General features: G+C 70.8%; 14 protein-coding genes. 13 read left to right on the top strand and 1 reads right to left on the bottom strand.

Annotated features, from left to right (window positions below; translation table 11 throughout):
* Positions 1-189: 189 nt before the first annotated feature.
* The 3 genes from uvrA to EKD16_RS15985 all read left to right on the top strand — a co-directional run bounded on the left by uvrA (position 190) and on the right by EKD16_RS15985 (position 4,290).
* On the top strand, positions 190-3,024 hold the full coding sequence (gene uvrA, locus EKD16_RS15995) for an excinuclease ABC subunit UvrA (RefSeq protein WP_131099124.1): 2,835 nt from the start codon (positions 190-192) through the stop codon (positions 3,022-3,024).
* A 58-nt stretch (positions 3,025-3,082) separates the two neighbouring features.
* A complete protein-coding gene (locus tag EKD16_RS15990; RefSeq protein ID WP_131099123.1) occupies positions 3,083-3,625 on the top strand; it encodes an RDD family protein in 543 nt (180 codons plus the stop codon).
* Positions 3,626-3,837: 212 nt separating this feature from the next.
* Positions 3,838-4,290, top strand: coding sequence for a Rieske (2Fe-2S) protein (locus EKD16_RS15985; protein WP_394347281.1), 453 nt, complete (start codon positions 3,838-3,840; stop codon positions 4,288-4,290).
* A gap of 127 nt (positions 4,291-4,417) precedes the next feature.
* On the opposite strand, the gene EKD16_RS15980 is transcribed toward EKD16_RS15985, so the two are convergent.
* Positions 4,418-5,617 carry a mechanosensitive ion channel family protein gene (locus EKD16_RS15980; RefSeq protein WP_131099122.1) on the bottom strand — a complete coding sequence of 400 codons (1,200 nt, stop codon included), beginning with the start codon at positions 5,615-5,617 and terminating at the stop codon, positions 4,418-4,420.
* A gap of 255 nt (positions 5,618-5,872) precedes the next feature.
* Here EKD16_RS15980 and uvrC point away from each other — a divergent pair, with 255 nt between their 5' ends.
* From uvrC to EKD16_RS15930, 10 genes are all read left to right on the top strand, one after another.
* Positions 5,873-8,038 carry an excinuclease ABC subunit UvrC gene (gene uvrC, locus EKD16_RS15975; protein ID WP_131099121.1) on the top strand — a complete coding sequence of 722 codons (2,166 nt, stop codon included), beginning with the start codon at positions 5,873-5,875 and terminating at the stop codon, positions 8,036-8,038.
* The gene (rapZ, locus tag EKD16_RS15970) at positions 8,028-8,927 is read left to right on the top strand and encodes an RNase adapter RapZ (protein WP_131099120.1); all 900 of its coding nucleotides are present in this window, start codon (positions 8,028-8,030) and stop codon (positions 8,925-8,927) included. The genes uvrC and rapZ overlap by 11 nt, the downstream gene beginning before the upstream one ends.
* A gap of 303 nt (positions 8,928-9,230) precedes the next feature.
* Entirely contained in the window at positions 9,231-10,256 is a 1,026-nt protein-coding gene (locus EKD16_RS15965) for a gluconeogenesis factor YvcK family protein (RefSeq protein ID WP_131099119.1), read from the top strand.
* Between the two features lie 43 nt (positions 10,257-10,299).
* Positions 10,300-10,695, top strand: coding sequence for a DUF488 domain-containing protein (locus tag EKD16_RS15960; protein ID WP_131099118.1), 396 nt, complete (start codon positions 10,300-10,302; stop codon positions 10,693-10,695).
* Positions 10,696-10,968: 273 nt separating this feature from the next.
* The gene (whiA, locus tag EKD16_RS15955) at positions 10,969-11,949 is read left to right on the top strand and encodes a DNA-binding protein WhiA (RefSeq protein WP_131099117.1); all 981 of its coding nucleotides are present in this window, start codon (positions 10,969-10,971) and stop codon (positions 11,947-11,949) included.
* 339 nt (positions 11,950-12,288) lie between these two features.
* Entirely contained in the window at positions 12,289-13,293 is a 1,005-nt protein-coding gene (gene gap, locus EKD16_RS15950; protein ID WP_131099116.1) for a type I glyceraldehyde-3-phosphate dehydrogenase, read from the top strand.
* 107 nt (positions 13,294-13,400) lie between these two features.
* Positions 13,401-14,588 (top strand): phosphoglycerate kinase, encoded by a 1,188-nt coding sequence (locus EKD16_RS15945; RefSeq protein WP_131099115.1) that lies wholly within the window; start codon positions 13,401-13,403, stop codon positions 14,586-14,588.
* Positions 14,589-14,650: 62 nt separating this feature from the next.
* Positions 14,651-15,433 (top strand): triose-phosphate isomerase, encoded by a 783-nt coding sequence (tpiA, locus tag EKD16_RS15940; protein ID WP_131099114.1) that lies wholly within the window; start codon positions 14,651-14,653, stop codon positions 15,431-15,433.
* A gap of 345 nt (positions 15,434-15,778) precedes the next feature.
* Positions 15,779-16,015, top strand: coding sequence for a preprotein translocase subunit SecG (gene secG / locus EKD16_RS15935; RefSeq protein WP_131099113.1), 237 nt, complete (start codon positions 15,779-15,781; stop codon positions 16,013-16,015).
* Between the two features lie 143 nt (positions 16,016-16,158).
* Positions 16,159-16,530, top strand: a complete 372-nt coding sequence (locus EKD16_RS15930) for an RNA polymerase-binding protein RbpA (protein ID WP_131099112.1) — start codon at positions 16,159-16,161, stop codon at positions 16,528-16,530.
* Positions 16,531-16,551 lie beyond the last annotated feature (21 nt).

Genomic DNA, 16,551 nt, shown 5'->3' with positions numbered 1-16,551 from the left:
CCGACGGGGCGGGCCGCGCGGCTCGCCGGCGGAAGTTTCGCCTGGGCCGAGTCGTTACGGTAAGAGGCCGGGTCCGACGGCGCCGGGAGGCGCCGCGCTCCAGCGTTCCCCGCGTATCCGCGGTCGACGTTTCCTGGCCTTCCGCGCGCCTGCGCACGCGCGAGCCGATGCCGAAGGGTGAAGAAGCACATGGCCGACGAGCTGGTGATCCGGGGCGCCCGGGAGCACAATCTCAAGGACGTCAAGGTCGACCTCCCGCGCGATTCCATGATCGTGTTCACCGGCCTGTCCGGGTCGGGCAAGTCCTCCCTGGCCTTCGACACCATCTTCGCCGAGGGCCAGCGCCGCTACGTGGAGTCCCTGTCGGCCTACGCGCGCCAGTTCCTCGGCCAGATGGACAAGCCCGACGTCGATTTCATCGAGGGGCTCTCGCCCGCGGTCTCCATCGACCAGAAGTCCACCAGCCGCAACCCCCGCTCCACGGTGGGCACCATCACCGAGGTCTACGACTATCTGCGGCTGCTGTGGTCGCGCATCGGCATCCCGCACTGCCCCAGCTGCCACCGCGAGATCGCCCGGCAGACCCCGCAGCAGATCGTCGACCGCGTGCTGGAGCTGCCCGAGGGCACCCGGTTCCAGGTGCTGGCGCCCGTCGTGCGGGGGCGCAAGGGCGAGTACGCCGAGCTGTTCAAGGATCTGCAGACCAAGGGCTTCACCCGGGCCATGGTCGACGGCTCGATGGTGCGCCTGGACGAGGCGCCGACCCTGAAGAAGTACGAGAAGCACGACATCTCCGTCGTCGTGGACCGGCTCACCGTCAAGGAGTCGGCGAAGAAGCGGCTGACCGACTCCGTCGAGACCGCGCTGCCGTTGGCGGGCGGCACCATCGTCCTCGACTTCGTCGACGAGCCCGAGGGGACCCCCGAACGGGAGAAGGTGTTCTCCGAGCACCTGTACTGCCCCTACGACGACCTGTCCTTCGAGGAGCTCGAACCGCGCTCGTTCTCCTTCAACTCGCCCTACGGCGCCTGCCCCGACTGCGCCGGCCTGGGCACCCGCATGGAGGTCGACCGCGAACTGCTGGTGCCCGACCCCGAGAAGACCCTCAACGAGGGCGCCATCGCCGTGTGGTCGAGCGGGCACGCCATGGAGTACTTCGGCCGGCTCATCCAGGCGGTGGGCGAGGCCGTCGGCTTCGACATGGACACCCCCTGGGAGCGGCTGCCCAAGGCCGGGCGCAAGGCGCTCCTGGAGGGCCACGAGACCCAGGTGCACGTGCGCTACCGCAACCGCTACGGCCGGACGCGCTCCTACTACACGTCCTTCGAGGGCGTCGTCCCGTGGGTCAAGCGCCGCCACGCCGAGAGCGAGAGCGACACCGGGCGCGAGCGCTTCGAAGGGTTCATGCGCAGCGTTCCCTGCCCCACGTGTTCGGGGCGGCGGCTCAAGCCCGTCGTGCTCGCCGTCACCGTCGGCGGCGCTTCGATCGCCGAGGTCAGCGCCCTGCCGCTGAGCGAGTGCGCCGAGTTCCTGCGGGGGCTGCAGCTCACCGACCGCGAGCAGGTCATCGCCGCCCAGGTGCTCAAGGAGATCAACGCCCGGCTGGGGTTCCTGCTCGACGTGGGCCTGGACTATCTCAGCCTGGAACGGCCCGCCGGCTCGCTCTCCGGGGGCGAGGCCCAGCGCATCCGCCTGGCCACGCAGATCGGTTCGGGCCTGGTGGGCGTGCTCTACGTGCTGGACGAGCCCTCCATCGGGCTGCACCAGCGCGACAACTTCCGGCTGCTGGAGACCCTGCGCCGGCTGCGCGACATCGGCAACACCCTGATCGTGGTCGAGCACGACGAGGACACCATCCGCCAGGCCGACTGGGTCGTCGACATCGGCCCCGGCGCCGGTGAGCACGGCGGCGAGGTCGTCGTAGCCGGGCCCGTGGCCGACCTGCTCGCCAGCACCACCTCCATCACCGGCGAATACCTCACCGGTCGGCGCCGCATCGAGATGCCGCAGATGCGCCGCCCCACGGTCAAGGGCAAGGAGCTGGTGGTCAAGGGCGCCCGCGAGAACAACCTGCACGACATCGACGTCGCCTTCCCGCTCGGCGTGTTCACCGCGGTCACCGGGGTCTCGGGGTCGGGCAAGTCCACCCTGGTCAACGAGATCCTCTACAAGGCACTGGCCAAGGAGTTGCACGGCGCCCGAGCCGTGCCGGGCCGCCACACCCGGGTCAACGGGCTCAACCAGGTCGACAAGATCGTCCACGTCGACCAGAGCCCGATCGGGCGCACGCCGCGGTCCAATCCGGCCACCTACTCCGGCGTCTTCGACCACATCCGCAAACTGTTCGCGCAGACCACCGAGGCCAAGATGCGCGGATACCAGCCCGGCCGGTTCTCCTTCAACATCAAGGGCGGCCGCTGCGAGGCCTGCGCGGGCGAGGGCACCATCCGCATCGAGATGCAGTTCCTGCCCGACGTCTACGTCCCGTGCGAGGTCTGCCACGGCGCCCGGTACAACCGCGAGACGCTGGACGTGCACTACAAGGGCAAGTCCATCGCCGATGTGCTGGACATGCCCATCGAGGAGGCCCTGGACTTCTTCGAGCCCATCTCGGCGATCCGGCGCCACATGCAGACCCTCAACGACGTCGGACTGGGGTACGTGCGCCTGGGCCAACCCGCCACCACGCTCTCCGGCGGCGAGGCCCAGCGTGTGAAGCTGGCCTCGGAGCTGCAGCGGCGATCCACCGGACGGACCGTCTACGTGCTTGACGAGCCCACCACCGGCCTGCACTTCGAGGACATCCGCAAGCTGCTGAACGTGCTCGACCGGCTGGCCGAAAGCGGCAACACGGTGATCGTCATCGAGCACAACCTCGACGTCATCAAGACCGCCGACTACATCATCGACATGGGACCCGAGGGCGGCTCGGCCGGGGGCGTCGTCGTCGCCACCGGCACCCCCGAGGAGGTCGCCAAGGTGGAGGAGTCCCACACGGGGCGTTTCCTGGCGCAGATCGTATAGTCCACTCAGGGCCGAACGCCGAGCTTCGGCGCCGTCTCGTGAAGGAGCGCAGAACACGATGAGTGGAGACGACACACCGACCGAGCGTCCGGCCGGGCTCTTGCGGCGCGTACTGGCCCGACTGATCGACCTGGTCGTCCTCTCCGGCATCGCGCTGCTGTACTCCGCACTCGTCGTCAACACCGTCCCCGGCGCCGAGGACCCCATGAACATGGGGCTGCTGCCCGCGCTGGTGCTCTCGGTCGGCCTGTTCGCGATCTACCTCGCCTACGAGGTGGCCTTCACCGCCGTCTACGGCGCCACCCCCGGCAAGCTCTACCTGCGGCTGCGGGTGGTCGCCGCCGATCCGGCCGTGGCCGCGCCGCGGGCGGGGGCGGTCGCGATGCTCAAGCGCTCGGTCGTGCTCTACATCTCCGTGCTGCTCAACTTCGTGCCCTATGTCAGCTTTCTCGCCCTGGTGGTATCGGTCTACGCCGTGATCTCCTCGTTCTTCGACCGGCCGCGCCACCGCGGACTGCAGGACAAGGCCGGGGGTACCGCCGTGGTGTCGGGGGTGCCGGTATCCCCCCAGCCGCGGCGGGGTACGCCGGCCGCCCAGTAGGCTCCGACCGCTCTGGGACCGGGCCGCCGGGGCCTGGACGACAGGCTCGCGGGCACCGTCGTGCTGCGGACGGCCCGAGTCCGGACGCAATCGTGTGCGCGGCCCTCGCGCGCGATCGTCGATCGGGCCGGGCGGAGCCGGCGGACCGGGCATCGCCGAGGCGGTACTACAGTGCGTAGTAGCCAATGGAACGCGAGGAGAGGAGCCGTGCCATGTGCGGGGGGCCTGGGTGTGTCTGCCGGATCAGCCGGAGGCGGCTGATCGGCGCCGCGGGGGCGGCCGGGGCTGCCGCACTGGGGGCCTCCGCTTGCGGTTCGAGCGGCGGGGGACCCGAGCCCTACGACGCGCTGCGTGGCACCGTCGTGGCCCAGACGGACGACATTCCCGTCGGCGGCGGGAGCGTGGTGATCGACGGCAAGCTGGTCGTCACGCAGCCCCAGGAGGGCGATTTCAAGGCGTTCAGCGCGGTGTGCACCCACGCGGGCTGCACCATCCAGGAGGTGGAGCGCAACATCCACTGCCTGTGCCACGGCAGCGAGTTCGACATCGCTACCGGCGACGTCCGCCACGGGCCCGCCAACCAGCCCCTGGAGCAGTTGCCCATCACGGTCGACGGCACCGACATCGTCCTCGACGAGAAGGACTCGGGGGAAGGCCGGGGGTAGTCGGCCCGGGACCGCGGCCAAGGAGAGCCGGCGCGGCTCGGGGCGGCTGTGCGGTCTTGCTGGTGTGCGGGGTGTCGGGCGGCTGAACGGGGCTCCGGCCTTTAAGCCAACCCTCCCTACATACCGTCTAGGCGCCGTCGGTGTCGCCTCCCGAGTCGTCGCCGTCACGGAGCTCGCTGCCGCCCGAACCGCTGACCGCCAGGGAGCCGTCCGGTCCGGGGGAGCCCGGCTTCTCCTCACGGGTGCGGCGGAACGCCGAGTCGGGGAAGACCGCCGCGTAGGGCTCGTTGTCGCCCGCGGTGAGGAACTCGGTGCGGCGGCGGGGGAGCGCCTCGGGAAAGTTCTGGTTGATGTAGGTGATCAGGTGCTCGCGCAGGTCGCAGCACAGATCCCAGCGGGCGTCGGAGTCCGCGGTGGTGACCACCGCGCGCAGCTGCACGATGCCGTCCTGCAGGATGTCGGTGGCCTGCAGCGACCACCGGCGCCCGTCCCAGAGCGGGTGATGGGCGACGTAGTCGCCGACCTCTTCGCGGATCTTCCCGATGGGGGCCTCCCAGTCGACCTGGATCATCACCCAGCCGGTGATCGAGGCTCCCTGCTTCGTCCAGTTCTCGAACGGAGTGGTGGCGAAGAAGGAGACCGGTACGACCAGGCGGCGCTCGTCCCACATGCGCAGGGTGACGTTGGTGAGGCTGAGCTCCTCGACGCGGCCCCACTCGCCCTGGAAGACGATGACGTCGTTGATGCGCAGCGCGTTGCTGAAGGCCAGTTGCAGGCCCGCGAAGATGTTGCCGAGGGTCGACTGCGCGGCGATACCGGCGACGACGGACAGCAGACCGGCCGACGCCAGCAGCCCGGCGCCCAGCCCCTGCACCGCGGGGAAGGTGAACAGGATCGCCGCGACGGCCAGCACGCCGATCACCGTCGCCGCGATCCGCCGCAGCAGGCGCACCTGCGTCTGCAGGCGGCGCGAATGGTGGTCGTCGTCGTGGTTCTTGGCCGCCAGCCGCTCCAGCACCGTGTCGGTCACCGCATAGGCCACGCCCAGGGCGAACCACGTCATGGTCCCGATCATCAGGATGGTCATGCCGTGGTCGATGATCGGGTAGAGCGCGCGGTCGGGCATTTCATCCCGCTCGGGCAGGGCGATGTTGATCCCGATGACCGCCGCCGCCGCGTAGGCCGAGACCCGGCAGTGGCGCACGAGCGGCCGAGCCAGTGGCGAAACCTTGGCGAGCTGGTGCGTGAGCAGCCAGTGCGCCACCGTGACCAGTAGCACCGAGACCAGGACGGCGATGCCGACCGCGATCCCCTGCGTGAAGCTCACGGGCACAGTCCCCCTCGCTCTGAGAAAAACGGTCGATACCCGCCCAACCTAGACCATGCGGATACCGAATCGTGACGTTCGGCGGGTGAGCAAGCACATGCCGAACGGGGGAAGGAACCGCTCACAGCTTAGGCCCCGCGGGCGGCTGGAGCACCGGTCCGCGCCGTTTCAAGGGCCTAGGTCCTTTATGCACGGTCGTCCACAGGCCGCCGCTCCGAGTGGCCGACCACCCCCGCAGCCGACCACAATGGGAATATGGCAGCCCAACCCCACCTTCGGCCCCGCCCCGGATCCATCCCCACATCACCCGGGGTATACCGCTTCCGCGACGGCAACGGACGGGTCATCTACGTGGGCAAGGCCAAGAACCTGCGTGCGCGGCTCTCCTCCTACTTCCAGGACTTCGCCGGGCTGCACCCGCGCACTCAGACCATGGTCTCGACCGCGGCCGACGTCGACTGGACGGTCGTCGGTACGGAGGTCGAGGCCCTGCAGCTGGAGTACTCCTGGATCAAGGAGTACGACCCGCGTTTCAACGTCAAGTACCGCGACGACAAGAGCTACCCCTACCTCGCCGTCACCATGAACGAAGAGGTGCCCCGCGTCCAGGTGATGCGCGGCGCCAAGCGCAAGGGCGTGCGCTACTTCGGCCCGTACGGCCACGCGTGGGCCATCCGCGAGACCGTCGACCTGCTGCTCCGCGTCTTCCCGGTGCGCACCTGCTCGGCCGGGGTCTTCCGCAACGCGCGCAACTCGGGCCGGCCCTGCCTGCTGGGTTACATCGACAAGTGCTCGGCGCCCTGCGTCGGCCGCGTCGACGCCGACGAGCACCGCCGCCTGGCCGAGGACTTCTGCTCCTTTATGGCCGGCGACACCAGCCGCTTCATCCGCAGGCTGGAGCAGAGCATGCGCGAGGCGGCGACCGACCAGGAGTACGAGCGCGCCGCGCGGATCCGCGACGACATCCAGGCGCTGCGCACCGCACTGGAGAAGCAGTCCGTGGTGCTGGGCGACTCCACCGACTGCGACGTCATCGCCCTGGCCGAGGACCAACTGGAGGCCGCCGCCCAGATCTTCTACGTCCGCGGCGGGCGCATCCGCGGTCAGCGGGGCTGGGTCGTCGACAAAGTCGAGGACGTCGGCACCGGCGAGCTGGTCGAGCGCTTCCTGGCCCAGACCTACGGCGGCGACGGCGGCGGCCCCGGCGCCGATACCGCCGACGGCGGCAACGGCGGCGCGGCGGTTCCCCGCGAGGTCCTCGTCTCAGCCGAGCCGGCCGACCGCGAAGCCGTCGTCGACTGGCTCAGCGGGCGCCGCGGCTCGTCCGTCGACCTCCGGGTTCCCCAGCGCGGCGACAAGAAGACCCTGATGGAGACCGTCGCCAAGAACGCCGATCAGGCGCTCGCCCGGCACAAGACCCAGCGCGCCGGCGACCTCACCACCCGCAGCCGCGCCCTGGGCGAGATCCAGGAGGCCCTGGGCCTCGACGAGGCTCCGCTGCGCATCGAGTGCTTCGACGTCTCCAACCTGATGGGCGAGCATGTGGTGGCGTCCATGGTCGTCTTCGAGGACGGCCTGGCCCGCAAGCCCGAGTACCGGCGCTTCAGCATCCGCGGCTCGGGTGTGGCCGAGGGCGACGAGCAGAACGACGTCGCGTCGATGTACGAGGTCGTCAAACGCCGGTTCTCCCGCTACCTGGAGGAGAGTCGGCGCACCGGCGAACTCGACCGCATGGGCGCCGAACTCGGCGAGGACGGCGCGACCGCCGCCGAGGGGGAGGCCGGTGCCTCCGACGCCGCGTCGGCCGCTGCGCGCTCCGCCGGCGCCGCAGGGGCCGGCGACGGTGCCGATGAGACCTCCGGCACACCCGGTTCCGGCGGTGCGGCCCCCGCCAAGTTCGCCTACCCGCCTAACCTGGTGGTGGTCGACGGCGGTCGGCCCCAGGTGCAGGCGGCGCGGCGTGCCCTGGACGAACTCGGTATCGACGACATCGCTGTATGCGGGTTGGCCAAGCGCTTGGAAGAGGTCTGGCTGCCCGACGACGACGATCCGGTGATCCTGCCGCGAACGGGCGAGGGGCTCTATCTGCTCCAGCGCGTCCGCGACGAGGCGCACCGGTTCGCCATCACCTACCACCGCCAGAAACGCGCCAAGGCGCTGACCGGCAGCGCGCTCGACGAGGTGCCCGGCTTGGGGCCGGCGCGGCGCAGCGCGCTGTTGAAGCATTTCGGGTCGGTCAAGAGGCTGGCGGCGGCTACGGAGGAGGAGATCGCCCAGGTGCCCGGCATCGGCAAGGCCACCGCAGGGGTCATCCATGCGCGGCTCTCCGGCCAGGAGCGGGAAGGAAACCATGACAGGGGCGGCGTCCGCACCGGAGAACGCGGCAGGGCTGACGGAAGAGAACAGCGCAATGGGGGATGACCAGGCCACGGGCAGTCTCAGCGGCGAACTGCCGCCCGAGATCGTCGTCGTGACCGGTATGTCGGGTGCCGGGCGCAGTACCGCCGCCCGCGCTTTGGAGGACCTGGACTGGTTCGTCGTCGACAACCTGCCGCCGGGGCTGCTGCCGACCATGATCGACCTCGCCGGGCGCACACAGGGCGCGGTGCCGCGCGTGGCCGCCGTCGTCGACGTGCGCAGCATGGCCTTCACCCAGGACCTGCTCTCCACGGTCGAAGAGCTGCGCCGGCGCGGCATCGTCGCGCGCGTGGTGTTCCTGGAGGCCGGCGACGACGCCCTGGTGCGCCGCTTCGAGAGCGTGCGGCGGCCGCATCCGCTGCAGGGTGACGGCCGCCTCACCGACGGCATCGCCCGCGAGCGCGAGACCCTGCGCGCCGTCCGCGGCGAGGCCGATCTGGTGATCGACACCTCCCAGCTCAACGTGCACCAGCTCAAGGCGAAGGTCATCGGGTTCTTCGGCGAGTCGGAGGAGGCGCGTCCGCGCGCCAATGTCGTCTCGTTCGGCTACAAGCACGGCCTGCCGGTCGACGCCGACCTCGTGCTGGACTGCCGCTTCCTGCCCAACCCGCACTGGATACCCGAGCTGCGGGCGATGAACGGCCGCGACGCCCCGGTGCGCGAGTACGTCCTCGCCCAGACCGGCGCGAAGGAGATGGTCGACTCCTATGCCGAGGTGCTGCGGCTGATCATCGCGGGGTACCAGCGTGAGGGCAAGCACTACATGACGCTCGCGATCGGCTGCACCGGCGGCAAGCACCGCAGCGTCGCCATGGCCGAGCAGTTCGGGGAGCGCCTCCGCGAGCAGGGGCTGGAGGTGCATGTCGTGCACCGCGATCTCGGGCAGGAATGAGCACTCCGGCGCCGAGGCGGCGCAGGCCGCGCGGGTCGGCGGGTCCCGGGTGGCGGAACGGGCTTGGTGGTTTCGGCATCCCTTGCCGAGGCGGCGCTCGACTTACCGTACAACGGCGGAGGGGTCGGCGGAATCCGCCGATCGGCCCCGGAATGCCGTTGATGACCGCGAAACAGGACGACTGCCGATCGGTCACGCTCTAGCATTGGCCCAACCCGTGGCGGCCGCCGCGGGTGCCGCGAGCGCGGCGCGCACCCCGGCGGCCGTCCGCTGAACACCGGGACACGAGATACGCAGAGGCACATGGCAGACAACATCCCCGCCGACGGCGGCGGGAGGTCGGCAGGCGGCGCGTTCGGCGGCGCCGCGGCCGACGACCGACGCGAGGCCACGCCTCCGCGGGTCGTGGCGCTGGGCGGGGGGCACGGCCTGCACGCCTCGCTGTCGGCACTGCGCCGGGTCACCACCGACGTGACCGCCATCGTGACCGTCGCCGACGACGGCGGCTCCAGCGGGCGGCTGCGCAAGGAACTGGGCGTTCTGCCGCCGGGTGATCTGCGCATGGCCCTGGCCGCGCTGTGCGGCGACGACGAGTGGGGCCACACCTGGAGCGAAGTCGTCCAGCACCGGTTCCGCTCCGAGGGCGAGCTGCACGGCCACGCGGTGGGCAACCTGCTCATCGTGGCGCTGTGGGAGCTGCTGGGCGACTCCGTGGCCGGGCTGGACTGGGTGGGCCAGTTGCTGGGCGCGCACGGCCGGGTGCTGCCGATGTCCTCGGTTCCGCTCGACATCGTCGCCGAGGTCGAGGGAACCGACCCCGCTCGCCCATTCGAGCTCACCACCGTCCGCGGGCAGGTGGCCTGCGCAAGCACCCGCGGCCGCGTCCGCTCGATCTCGCTGGTGCCCGAGGCGCCCCCGGCCTCCCACCAGGCGGTCAAGGCCGTTCGGGAGGCCGACTGGGTGGTGTTCGGGCCGGGCTCGTGGTTCACCAGCGTGCTGCCGCACCTGCTGGTGCCCGAACTGGCCCAGGCCCTCGTCGACACCACCGCGCGGCGCCTGGTGGCGCTCAACCTCTCGCCGCAGAAGGGCGAGACCGACGGCTTCCGCCCCGAGACCTATCTGGAGGTGCTGGCCGCCCACGCGCCGCGGCTGGGCATCGACGCGGTCCTTGCCGACAGCGCGGTGGTCGGCGACACCAGCCGTGTCGGCGAGGTAGCCAAGGAGATGGGCGGCCGCCTGGTGGTGCGCGACGTCGCCGCCTCCGACGGCTCACCGCGCCACGACCCCGACCGCTTGGCGGAGGCTTTCGACGAGGTGTTCCTGGCCTGAGAAACCAGGGTTGACCGGTGCGCCCGGCGGGCATCCAGCCAACGTGAGCAAGGAACGCGAAGGCGGGAAGAGCGGGCACGAGATCCACCTCATCCGCGTGCGTGACACGCTCGGCGAGGATCCGCCCGGCCGAGCATTCCTCGTCGACCGGTTGTGGCCGCGCGGCGTGCGCAAGAGTTCGGTGCACTACGACGAGTGGCTGAGGGACGCCGCGCCCAGCTCCGAACTCCGCAGCTGGCTGCACGCCGACCCCGACCGCTGGGACAAGTTCGTCCGGAAGTACCGGGCCGAACTCGACGACGCCGACCCCGAGGTCCTGCGCCCCATCCGCGATGCCATGGCCAAGGGCCCGGTCACCCTGCTCTACGGCGCCCGTGACACCGAGCACAACCACGCGGTCGTGCTGCGCGACTACCTGCTGGAGACGCAGGGAGCCTGACCGCGGGACGGCGCGCCCGACGGGGGCGGCCCGTGCGATAGGCGGCACCGGTGCCACCTCGACGTGTCGGGCGCCGTCCAGCGCACCCTCGGCGCCATTCGGCAGAGATCGGCACGGAACGGAAAACACGACTCGCCGAAGCGAGCAGGGACTTTGGACACGCGGCCAGGGGCGTGGCCATCGCTCGCACGTTCAGTAGTCTGCGACCAGGAGCGTATGGCCCGCGGGCCTGCGCGGCGGATGTGGAGTTCGAGTTGCGAGGGGACGGCGTCCATGGCGATGACCGGCGTGGTGAAGGACGAGTTGAGCCGGCTGACCGTTCTCAAGCCGTGTTGCCGCAAGGCCGAGGTCTCCACGATCCTGCGCTTCACCGGAGGGCTGCACCTGGTCAGCGGCCGCATCGTCATCGAGGCCGAACTCGACACCGGCGCGGCGGCGCGGCGGCTGCGCAAGGACATCTCCGAGGTCTTCGGGCACGAGTCCGAGGTGGTCGTGCTGGCGCCGAGCGGTCTGCGCAAGGGCAACCGCTACGTCGTGCGCGTCATCAAGGACGGTGAGAGCCTCGCCCGCCAGACCGGGCTTATCGACAACAACGGGCGGCCGGTGCGCGGTCTGCCGCGCCACGTCGTCGCCGGCGGCTCCTGCGACGCCGAGTCGGCCTGGCGGGGCGCCTTCATCGCCCACGGGTCGCTGACGGAGCCGGGGCGGTCGATGTCGCTGGAGGTCACGTGCCCGGGGCCCGAGGCTGCGCTCGCCCTCGTGGGCGCCGCGCGTCGGCTGAAGGTGCAGGGCAAGGCGCGCGAGGTCCGCGGCGTGGACCGGGTCGTGGTGCGCGACGGCGATTCCATCGGTGCGCTGCTGACCATGCTCGGCGCGCACGAGAGCGTGCTGGCCTGGGAGGAGCGGCGGATGCGCCGCGAGGTGCGCGCCACGGCCAACCGGCTGGCCAACTTCGACGACGCGAACCTGCGCCGCAGCGCCCGGGCGGCCGTGGCGGCCGGGGCGCGGGTCGAGCGGGCCCTGGAGATTCTCGGGGAGGAGGCCCCCGACCACCTGGTGGCCGCCGGGCAGTTGCGGCTGGCTCACAAGCAGGCGTCGCTGGAGGAGTTGGGCCAGCTCTCCTCTCCGCCGCTGACCAAGGACGCGATCGCCGGGCGGATCCGCCGCCTGCTGGCGATGGCCGACAAGCGCGCCTGCGACTTGGGCATCGCCGGTACCGACGCCAACCTGACCGCGGACATGCTGGTGCCGTGACGCCCGGGTCGGTGCGGCGCCCGCGTCGGGTGCCGCACCGCGGTCCCTTCGGCGCCTTTTCGAATGCCCGCAGGAATTCTTTTCCGGTGTTCGGTTTTGTGACTGTTCAAGCAGGTCGGAAAACTTTGGAAAATGGTCTAGACCTTTAGTCGGCTGCGGTGCGAGCATGGTCCGGGCGCCGAGGACTCCCATCGGTATCGCGACGGGCCCACGGCGCTCCGTCCTGCGGCGGAGCGATAGGCTCGGAAGTGATATCCCGGCGCTTGAACTTCCGCGGTCCGGCACTGCTGAGCCGACCGTGATGGCAGTACCTATCAACACGTGAGGAGCCTGGTTACCGTGACCATCCGTGTAGGCGTGAACGGTTTCGGCCGGATCGGCCGCAACTTCTGGCGCGCGGCCCGCGCCGCCGGCAGCGAGGTCGAGATCGTCGCGGTGAACGACCTCACCGACAACGCCACGCTCGCCCACCTGCTCAAGTACGACACCGTGCTGGGCACGCTGGAGGGCGACGTCGAGGTCGGCGAAGACAGCATCCGGATCGGCAATACGTCCGTGAAGACCCTCGAGGAGAAGGACCCCGCCAAGCTGCCGTGGGGCGAGTTGGGCGTGGACGTCGTCATCGAGTCCACCGGCCGCTTCACCAAGGCCGAGGACGCCAAGAAGCACATCGACGCCGGCGCCAAGAAGGTCATCGTCTCCGCCCCGGCCAAGGGCGAGGACCTCACCCTGGTGATGGGCATCAACGACGACAAGTACGACCCCGCCAACCACCACATCCTGTCCAACGCCTCCTGCACCACCAACTGCGTGGCGCCGATGGCCAAGACGCTGCTGGACAACTTCGGCATCGTCAAGGGCCTGATGACCACGACCCACGCGTACACCAACGACCAGGTCATCCTGGACTTCCCGCACAAGGACCTGCGCCGCGCCCGCGCCGCCGGGCAGAACATCATCCCCACCACCACGGGCGCCGCCAAGGCCACCGCCCTGGTGCTGCCGGAGCTGGAGGGCAAGCTCGACGGCATCGCGATGCGGGTCCCCGTGCCCGACGGCTCGGTCACCGACCTGGTCGTCGAGCTGGAGCGCGAGGTCACCGCCGAGGAGGTCAACGCCGCGTTCAAGTCCGCCTCCGAGGGCGAGCTGAAGCAGGTGCTGGCCTACACCGAGGACCCGATCGTGTCCTCCGACATCGTCGGCACCTCGCCCTCCTGCACCTTCGACTCCAGCCTGACCATGGCCTTCGGCAACACGGTCAAGATCGTCGGCTGGTACGACAACGAATGGGGCTTCTCCAACCGCCTCGTGGACGCGGCCAAGCTGGTCGGCTCGCGCCTCTGACCGGACGAACCCCGCCGTACCGGCGCCGCCGCGGCGCCCCCGCCTGCTGACAGCCGGGGGCGCCGCGGTGCGCGCTGGGCGGCTCCACCCCGCGGAAGGAGAGCATCATGCGCACGATCGACGACCTCGACGTCTCCGGCAAGCGCGTGTTCGTCCGGGCGGATCTCAACGTGCCCCTCGACGGTGACCGCATCACCGACGACGGCCGGATCCGCGCCAGCCTGCCCACCATCGGCGCCCTGCGCGAGCGCGGAGCGCGCGTCGTGGTGGCCGCCCACCTGGGCCGTCCCAAGGGGGCTCCCGACCCCGCCTACTCGCTGCGCCCGGTCGCCGCCCGACTGGGCGAGCTGCTGGGCACCGAGGTCGCCTGCGCCGACGACACCGCCGGGGAGTCCGCCCGCGCGGCGAGCGCCGGACTGGCCGACGGCGGGGTCGCGCTCGTGGAGAACCTGCGCTTCGAGCCGGGCGAGACCAGCAAGGACGACGCGGAACGCGGCGAGTTCGCCGACCGCCTCGCCCAGCTCGCCGACCTCTACGTCGGCGACGGCTTCGGCGCGGTGCACCGCAAGCACGCCAGCGTCTACGACCTGCCCAACCGCCTGCCGCACGCCGTCGGCGGGCTGGTGCTGGCCGAGGTCGAGGTGCTGCGCACGCTCACCGGCGATCCCGCGCGCCCCTACGCGGTCGCGCTGGGCGGTTCCAAGGTCTCCGACAAGCTCGGTGTGATCGACAATCTGCTGGGCACCGCGGACCGCCTGCTCATCGGCGGCGGCATGGCCTACACCTTCCTCAAGGCCAGGGGCTACGAGGTCGGGTCCAGCCTGCTGGAGGCCGACCAGGTCGACACCGTGCGCGATTACCTGGACCGCGCGGAGAAGCAGGGCGTGGAGATCGTGCTCCCCGTCGACGTGGTCGCGGCCGAGTCGTTCTCGGCCGACGCACCGCACGGCCCGGCCGACGCCGACTCCATCCCCGCCGACCGCATGGGCCTGGACATCGGACCCAAGAGCCGCGAGCTGTTCGCCGCCAAGCTGGCCGACGCGCGCACCGTCTTCTGGAACGGCCCGATGGGCGTTTTCGAGATGGAGCCCTACTCGAACGGCACCCGTGCGCTCGCCCAAGCCCTGCTGGACTCCGGCGCCTTCACGGTGGTGGGCGGCGGCGACTCGGCGGCGGCCGTGCGCGCCCTCGGCTTCGACGAGGCGGCCTTCGGCCACATCTCCACCGGCGGCGGCGCCAGCCTGGAGTACCTGGAGGGCAAGAACCTGCCCGGTATCGAGGCCCTGGACGACTGACCCCGCGCGCCGGCGGCCCAAAGCGGGCCGCCGGCGCCCTTTCTGCAGCTGAGGAAGACACCATGGCAGAGCCCAAGCGCAAGCCGCTGATCGCGGGCAACTGGAAGCTGAACAACAACCACCTCGAAGCCATCGCGCTGGTTCAGAAGCTCGCGTTCACGCTGAACGACGCCGACTTCGACACCGCCGAGATCGTCGTTCTCCCGCCGTTCACGAACCTGCGCAGCGTGCAGACCCTCGTCGACGGCGACAAGCTGAAGATCGGCTACGGCGCCCAGGACATCTCCGCCCAGGAGAAGGGCGCCTACACCGGCGAGATCTCCGGCTCCATGCTGGCCAAGCTGGGCTGCACCTACGCCCTGGCCGGCCACTCCGAGCGCCGGGAGTACCACCAGGAGGACGACGCGGTCGTCAACGGCAAGGTGAAGGCGGCCTTCGCCGCCGACATCACGCCCATCCTGTGCCTGGGCGAGGGCCTGGATGTGCGCAAGGCCGGCGAGCACGTCCCGCACACGCTCGCCCAGCTGGACGGTGCGCTGAAGGACGTGCCGGCGGAGCAGGCCGCGCGCCTGGTCGTCGCCTACGAACCGGTGTGGGCCATCGGCACCGGCGAGGTCGCCACCCCGCAGGACGCCCAGGAGGTGTGCCGCGCGCTGCGCGGGCGGCTGGGCGAGCTGTACTCCGACGAGGTGGCCGGCGCCACCCGCATCCTCTACGGAGGATCGGTCAAGGGCGACAACATCGCCGGGATCATGGACCAGGACGACGTCGACGGTGCCCTGGTGGGCGGTGCGAGCCTCAAGCCCGAGGAGTTCGTCAAGCTCGCCCGGCTCGGCCGGGAGTGAGCGCGGGGCCGGCCGGTTCGCGCCGGCCGGCCCTTCTCGGCAGCCCGCTCCGGCACTGCGTCCGCGTCTGGGCCCGTGCCGAAGCCGGCGGCCGATGCCGATTTGCCGCCGCGGTCCCGGTTTCGATACTCGAAGCGGCCGCAGCAAGGCCGCGCTCGGGTTAGAATGCGCAAAGCCCGTTCTCTTCGGGCGGGTACGTGTCCACAGGGCACACTGTAGAATCCAAGCAGTGTCCTCGGGGTCCCTCTCGGGCGGGCCGTTCGAACCGGCTCGTCCGGCGAGTGCGCGGGTCCGGGGCCCAAGTCGTCGATTCCCCCCACTCGGGGTCGAGTTACGGGTGAGCGTGTGATCCTCGGTCTGTCCATCCTCGTGATGCTCTGCAGCGTGCTGCTGGTCCTGATGGTGCTGTTGCACAAGGGCAAGGGCGGCGGCCTCTCCGACCTGTTCGGGGGCGGCGTCACGTCCTCCCTGGGCGGGTCCTCCGTGGTCGAACGCAACCTCGACCGACTGACGATCGCCACCGGACTGGTGTGGATCGTCGCCGTCGTGGTCCTCGGGCTGATGCTCAACCAGGCCGGTTAGCCCCCGCTCCCTCCTCGGTCCCTTCCGAGCCCCCACCTCCGCCCGCGCCCGCCGCGCGGGCTCCACCGCCGCACCGTGCCGCCGTGCGGCGTGTCTCCGTTCTCCCCTTAGCCGGGGCGTGATGTCCGACGAAGGAGTAATCCGTGGGTAGTGGCAGCGCCATCCGTGGCAGCCGCGTCGGTGCCGGCCCGATGGGCGAGGCCGAGCGCGGCGAGTCCGCACCGCGTGTCCGGGTGCCCTTCTACTGCGCCAACAAGCACGAGGTCGTGCCGAGCTTCGCGCACGAAGCCGCGGTCCCCGAGGAGTGGGACTGCCCTCGCTGCGGCTTCCCGGCGGGCAAGGACCCGCAGAACCCTCCGGCGCCGCCGCGGACCGAGCCGTACAAGACCCACCTGGCTTACGTGAAGGAGCGCCGCAGCGAAGAGGAGGGTCGCCTCATCCTCGACGAGGCCCTGGCGAAGCTGCGGGCCGAGCGCGCCGAGATCGAGGCCTACATCCAGGCCAACGCCAACTAGCGAACCGCCGCGCGCCCGCGC

It is taken from the genome of Streptomonospora litoralis, assembly GCF_004323735.1.
Taxonomy (GTDB): domain Bacteria; phylum Actinomycetota; class Actinomycetes; order Streptosporangiales; family Streptosporangiaceae; genus Streptomonospora; species Streptomonospora litoralis.
The sequence above is the reverse complement of the archived record's forward strand: the minus strand, read 5'-3'. Positions and strand labels throughout refer to the sequence as shown.